The organism is Synechocystis sp. LEGE 06083 (genome assembly GCF_015207725.1).
Taxonomy (GTDB): domain Bacteria; phylum Cyanobacteriota; class Cyanobacteriia; order Cyanobacteriales; family Microcystaceae; genus Synechocystis; species Synechocystis salina.
In genome coordinates, this window is sequence record NZ_JADEWJ010000330.1 from 1 (window position 1) to 3786 (window position 3786).

The 3786-nt window shown below is 51.1% G+C and carries 5 protein-coding genes; 2 read left to right on the top strand and 3 right to left on the bottom strand.

Going from position 1 to position 3786, the window contains the following annotated elements:
* The 3 genes from IQ219_RS17880 to IQ219_RS17890 all read right to left on the bottom strand — a co-directional run.
* Positions 1-422 (bottom strand): DUF305 domain-containing protein (locus IQ219_RS17880; RefSeq protein WP_194073500.1); only part of this gene is annotated, 422 nt, incomplete at its 3' end.
* 117 nt (positions 423-539) lie between these two features.
* Entirely contained in the window at positions 540-1445 is a 906-nt protein-coding gene (locus IQ219_RS17885; RefSeq protein WP_194073501.1) for an LD-carboxypeptidase, read from the bottom strand.
* A 125-nt stretch (positions 1446-1570) separates the two neighbouring features.
* Positions 1571-1918 carry a hypothetical protein gene (locus IQ219_RS17890; protein WP_194073502.1) on the bottom strand — a complete coding sequence of 116 codons (348 nt, stop codon included), beginning with the start codon at positions 1916-1918 and terminating at the stop codon, positions 1571-1573.
* 179 nt (positions 1919-2097) lie between these two features.
* Between IQ219_RS17890 and hypB the strand changes: the two genes are divergently transcribed.
* Together hypB and IQ219_RS17900 are read left to right on the top strand one after the other, a co-directional pair.
* Positions 2098-2955 (top strand): hydrogenase nickel incorporation protein HypB, encoded by an 858-nt coding sequence (gene hypB / locus IQ219_RS17895; RefSeq protein WP_194073503.1) that lies wholly within the window; start codon positions 2098-2100, stop codon positions 2953-2955.
* A gap of 19 nt (positions 2956-2974) precedes the next feature.
* The coding region (locus IQ219_RS17900) for an NAD(P)H-hydrate epimerase (protein ID WP_194073504.1) at positions 2975-3786 on the top strand (812 nt) is incomplete at its 3' end.

The following is a 3786-nucleotide window of genomic DNA, read 5'->3' on the forward strand; positions in this document are numbered from 1 at the left end:
AATTCCTGGTCAAAGTTGGTTGCCGTTTCCAAGGTTTTAAAATCCATAGCCATCATTCCGTGACCTTGGTGCATTCCCATCATTCCTGGGCTTGACAAAGGGGGAACTGGTTTACCAAACCATTGCTGATACCAGGTTTTCATTTCTTTAATTTCCCTTTCCTGGTCTTGGATAATATTCTGAGCTAACTCTTTCAGTTCAGGGTGCTGGGCTTTTTGCAGGGCCATCTCCGCCATATCTATGGCATCCTGATGGTGAGGAATCATCATTTCTATAAAACTCTGGTCTGTCCATTGCATGTGCATTCCGTGTTGGGCCATCATCTGCGGTGAGGATTGATTACGATAAACCGCTGTTACCCCAGCCGCCGAACCACTGAGGAGTAGTCCTGCTAACCCATATATCCAGAATTGATTACCCATGATGATGGTTAACTCCTGCTTTTTGCCTTGATCCTAGTGTGGCAAAGCAAAATGAAATCAGGGTGAAATTCATCAAGGAAATTGGGTCTGAAGCCCCGTCCTCTAGGGCGGAGAAGATTATAAAAAACTGAGGGTGCCAGCATCCCCATCCAATTCCACTTCGCTACCCACGGGCAAAATAGCGTTGACGCCGCCATGGCCAAAGGGTAAATCCGCCACCACTGGTATGCCCAAATCCCCTAGGCGATCGCCAAGTACTTCTTCCACTGTCCAACTGGGGAAACCGGCAGGGGCTTCACATTCACTAAACCGCCCCAGGGCAATGCCAGCTACCTGGGATAAATTGCCGGAGGCTCGCCATTGGGTCACCATGCGGTCAATACGATAAGGGGCCTCGGTCACATCTTCGATCGCCAAAATTACGTTAGCCAAATTGGGTTGCCAGGGAGTGCCTAAAAAATGGGTGGCTACGGTCAAGTTACCCGCCACTAAACGCCCTCGAGCCTTGCCTTTTTGCCAACTGTTCCCGGCCAACGGCGTGAGGGGAAAGCCCTGAAGATGCACCCGCAATCGTTCCAGGGCCCAATCCGGCTCATCGCTGATCGTGGTCAACACCGGGCCGTGGAGACTAATAATGCCTGATTTGAGCAAACTCCATAAAATACCTGTTACGTCGGAAAAACCCAATACCCATTTTGGCTGGGAAATTTCCGGCCATTGCCAATCTTCCAGTAACCGGGCGGAGCCGTAGCCCCCCCGACTGCATAAAATTCCTTTACATTGGGGGTCTAGCCAGGCGTTCAGTAAATCTTGCCGGCGTTGTTGATCCGTGCCCGCTAAATAACCTTGGCGGTTTTTGTAGCCTTGGCTGAAAGTCACCTCGTAGCCCCACGATCGCCAAATTTCTATCCCTTTTTGTAATGCCGCCAATTCCCGCAGACTACCGCTCGGGGACACTACCGTGAGGCGATCGCCTGGTTGGAGGGGTGGTGGTTGCAGAAAATTTTGAGGGAGGGAAAACATTGGTGGAGCGCTGTTTGCAAAATTTACTTTAGCGAAAGCTTGCCCAATAGGTTTGCTGGTTGAATGGGGAACTTGACACCGTATTGCTCGCCATCAGTATTAGGGAAATGTCAGCAGGCCCTGGCCTAACCATGCTGGGCTAGATATTCTGCCAAATCCTCAATGAGTCTGGGCAACTCAGCCTCGGTGGTTAAACGAATCCGGTCGTCCCGTAGTGTCAGCAAAACTTTCGCGGCAAAGGGACTGGGGTAAATATTAGGGTTACAAAATACTTCTAAAAATACTTCTCCGCTGTGGCAATATTCCAAATTCTGTTGCTTCTCTGGCCGGCCTCCTTGGTTCACCTGGGCACCAATGGCCTTTAAATGATTGACCAATTGGTTAATTTCCCCCTGGAGGGCGATCGCCGCTTCGGGACTAAAGGGAAAACGAACAGAACCTTGGAGTAAGTTGAGAGTTAGGGGGGCTGTCATCGGAAAAATAGGGCTGGAAAATCAATTGTTAACACGGAGCCGGAGCAGACAAATTTCTGCCGCCGCCGTCCACTCCAGAGTACTGCGCTAAACGGGAATTGCGGCCGAACCTCTTTCGAGCATCTTCTCTTACCATGGGGGCATAACATTGATGTTTCTGCCCGAGGGGGAAGGTTATTATGTGCCAGAACTGCGGTTGTAGTGCGGTGGGAACCGTTGCCCATAGCCACCATCACCATGGAGATGGAAATTTTGCCCACAGCCATGATGGCCATGCCCACCAGGAACATCATCACCACCATGGCGACCATAGCCACAGTCCAAGTCAACAGACTGTGACCATTGAACCCGATCGCCAGTCCATTGCCATTGGCCAAGGCATTCTGAGCAAAAATGACCGCCTAGCGGAAAGGAATCGGGGCTACTTCCAGGCCAAAGGCTTACTAGTGATTAATTTTCTCTCCTCCCCCGGGGCCGGTAAAACCGCCCTGATCCAAAAAATGGTCGGCGATCGACAACAAGACCATCCCACCGCTGTCATTGTGGGGGATTTAGCCACCGATAACGACGCCCAACGTCTCCGCAGTGCTGGGGCGATCGCCATTCAGGTAACCACGGGAAATATTTGCCATCTGGAGGCGGAAATGGTGGCCAAGGCAGCCCAAAAGTTGAATTTAGACAACATTGACCAATTGATCATTGAAAATGTCGGTAATTTAGTTTGCCCCACCGCCTATGATCTGGGGGAAGATTTACGGGTCGTATTATTTTCCGTCACGGAAGGGGAGGATAAACCCCTTAAATATCCCGCCACATTTAAATCAGCCCAGGTTATTTTAGTCACCAAACAGGACATTGCCGCCGCAGTGGACTTTAATGCTGAGCTAGCTTGGCAAAACCTACGGCAAGTGGCCCCCCAAGCACAAATTTTTGCGGTGTCTGCCCGTACAGGGGAAGGCTTACAGTCTTGGTATGAATATTTGGATCAATGGCAACTGCAGCGGCGATCGCCGTTAGTTGATCCGGTGTTGGCCTAGGAATGTAGGGAAAAATATTATGACTGTGGCATCCCCATGGTTCCGGGCGGTGGTCAGTGCAGCCCAAATGCAGGAGATTGAAAATTGGTTATTCGCCCAGGGCATGCCGGTGGCGGCCTTGATGGAAAAAGCGGCTCTACAGATCGCCAATAGATTGTCCCTGCTCTATCCCCCCACTAAATTTCCCCGCATCGGGGTGGTGGTGGGCCCGGGCCATAACGGCGGCGATGGCTTAGTGGTGGCGAGGGAACTGAAGCTCCAGGATTACCAAGTAGAAGTTTTACAACCCCTGGATCAGTTAAAGCCCCTAACCCAAAACCACGCTGACTATGGCAAAGGTTTGGGCATCCCTTGGGTGGATGATGTCCAGGCTTTAGCCCATTGCGACCTAATTATTGATGCTTTGTTCGGCTTTGGTTTAACTAGACCGATTACCGGGGCGATCGCCGATCTAGTCACAGCTATTAATGCTTTACCCATCCCCGTTGTCAGCATCGATTTGCCTTCTGGCATTCATACCGATACGGGGGAAATTTTAGGTACAGCGGTGCAGGCAGACCGGAGTTTTTGCCTTGGTCTCTGGAAACGAGCTTACTTTCAGGACAGGGCTTTGGCCCACTTGGGCCAGACGGAATTATTAGGTATCGGTTTACCTCTCCAGGCGATCGCCAGCGTTCTAGGCCAAATCTGGCCAGTGCAAATCCTTGGGACTGAGCAAGCTCGACGAACATTGCCCCTCAGTCGATCCCTAGTGACCCATAAATATCAACAGGGCCATGTCTTGCTCATCTGTGGTTCCCAACAGTATGCCGGCGGAGCATTGTTAGCCTG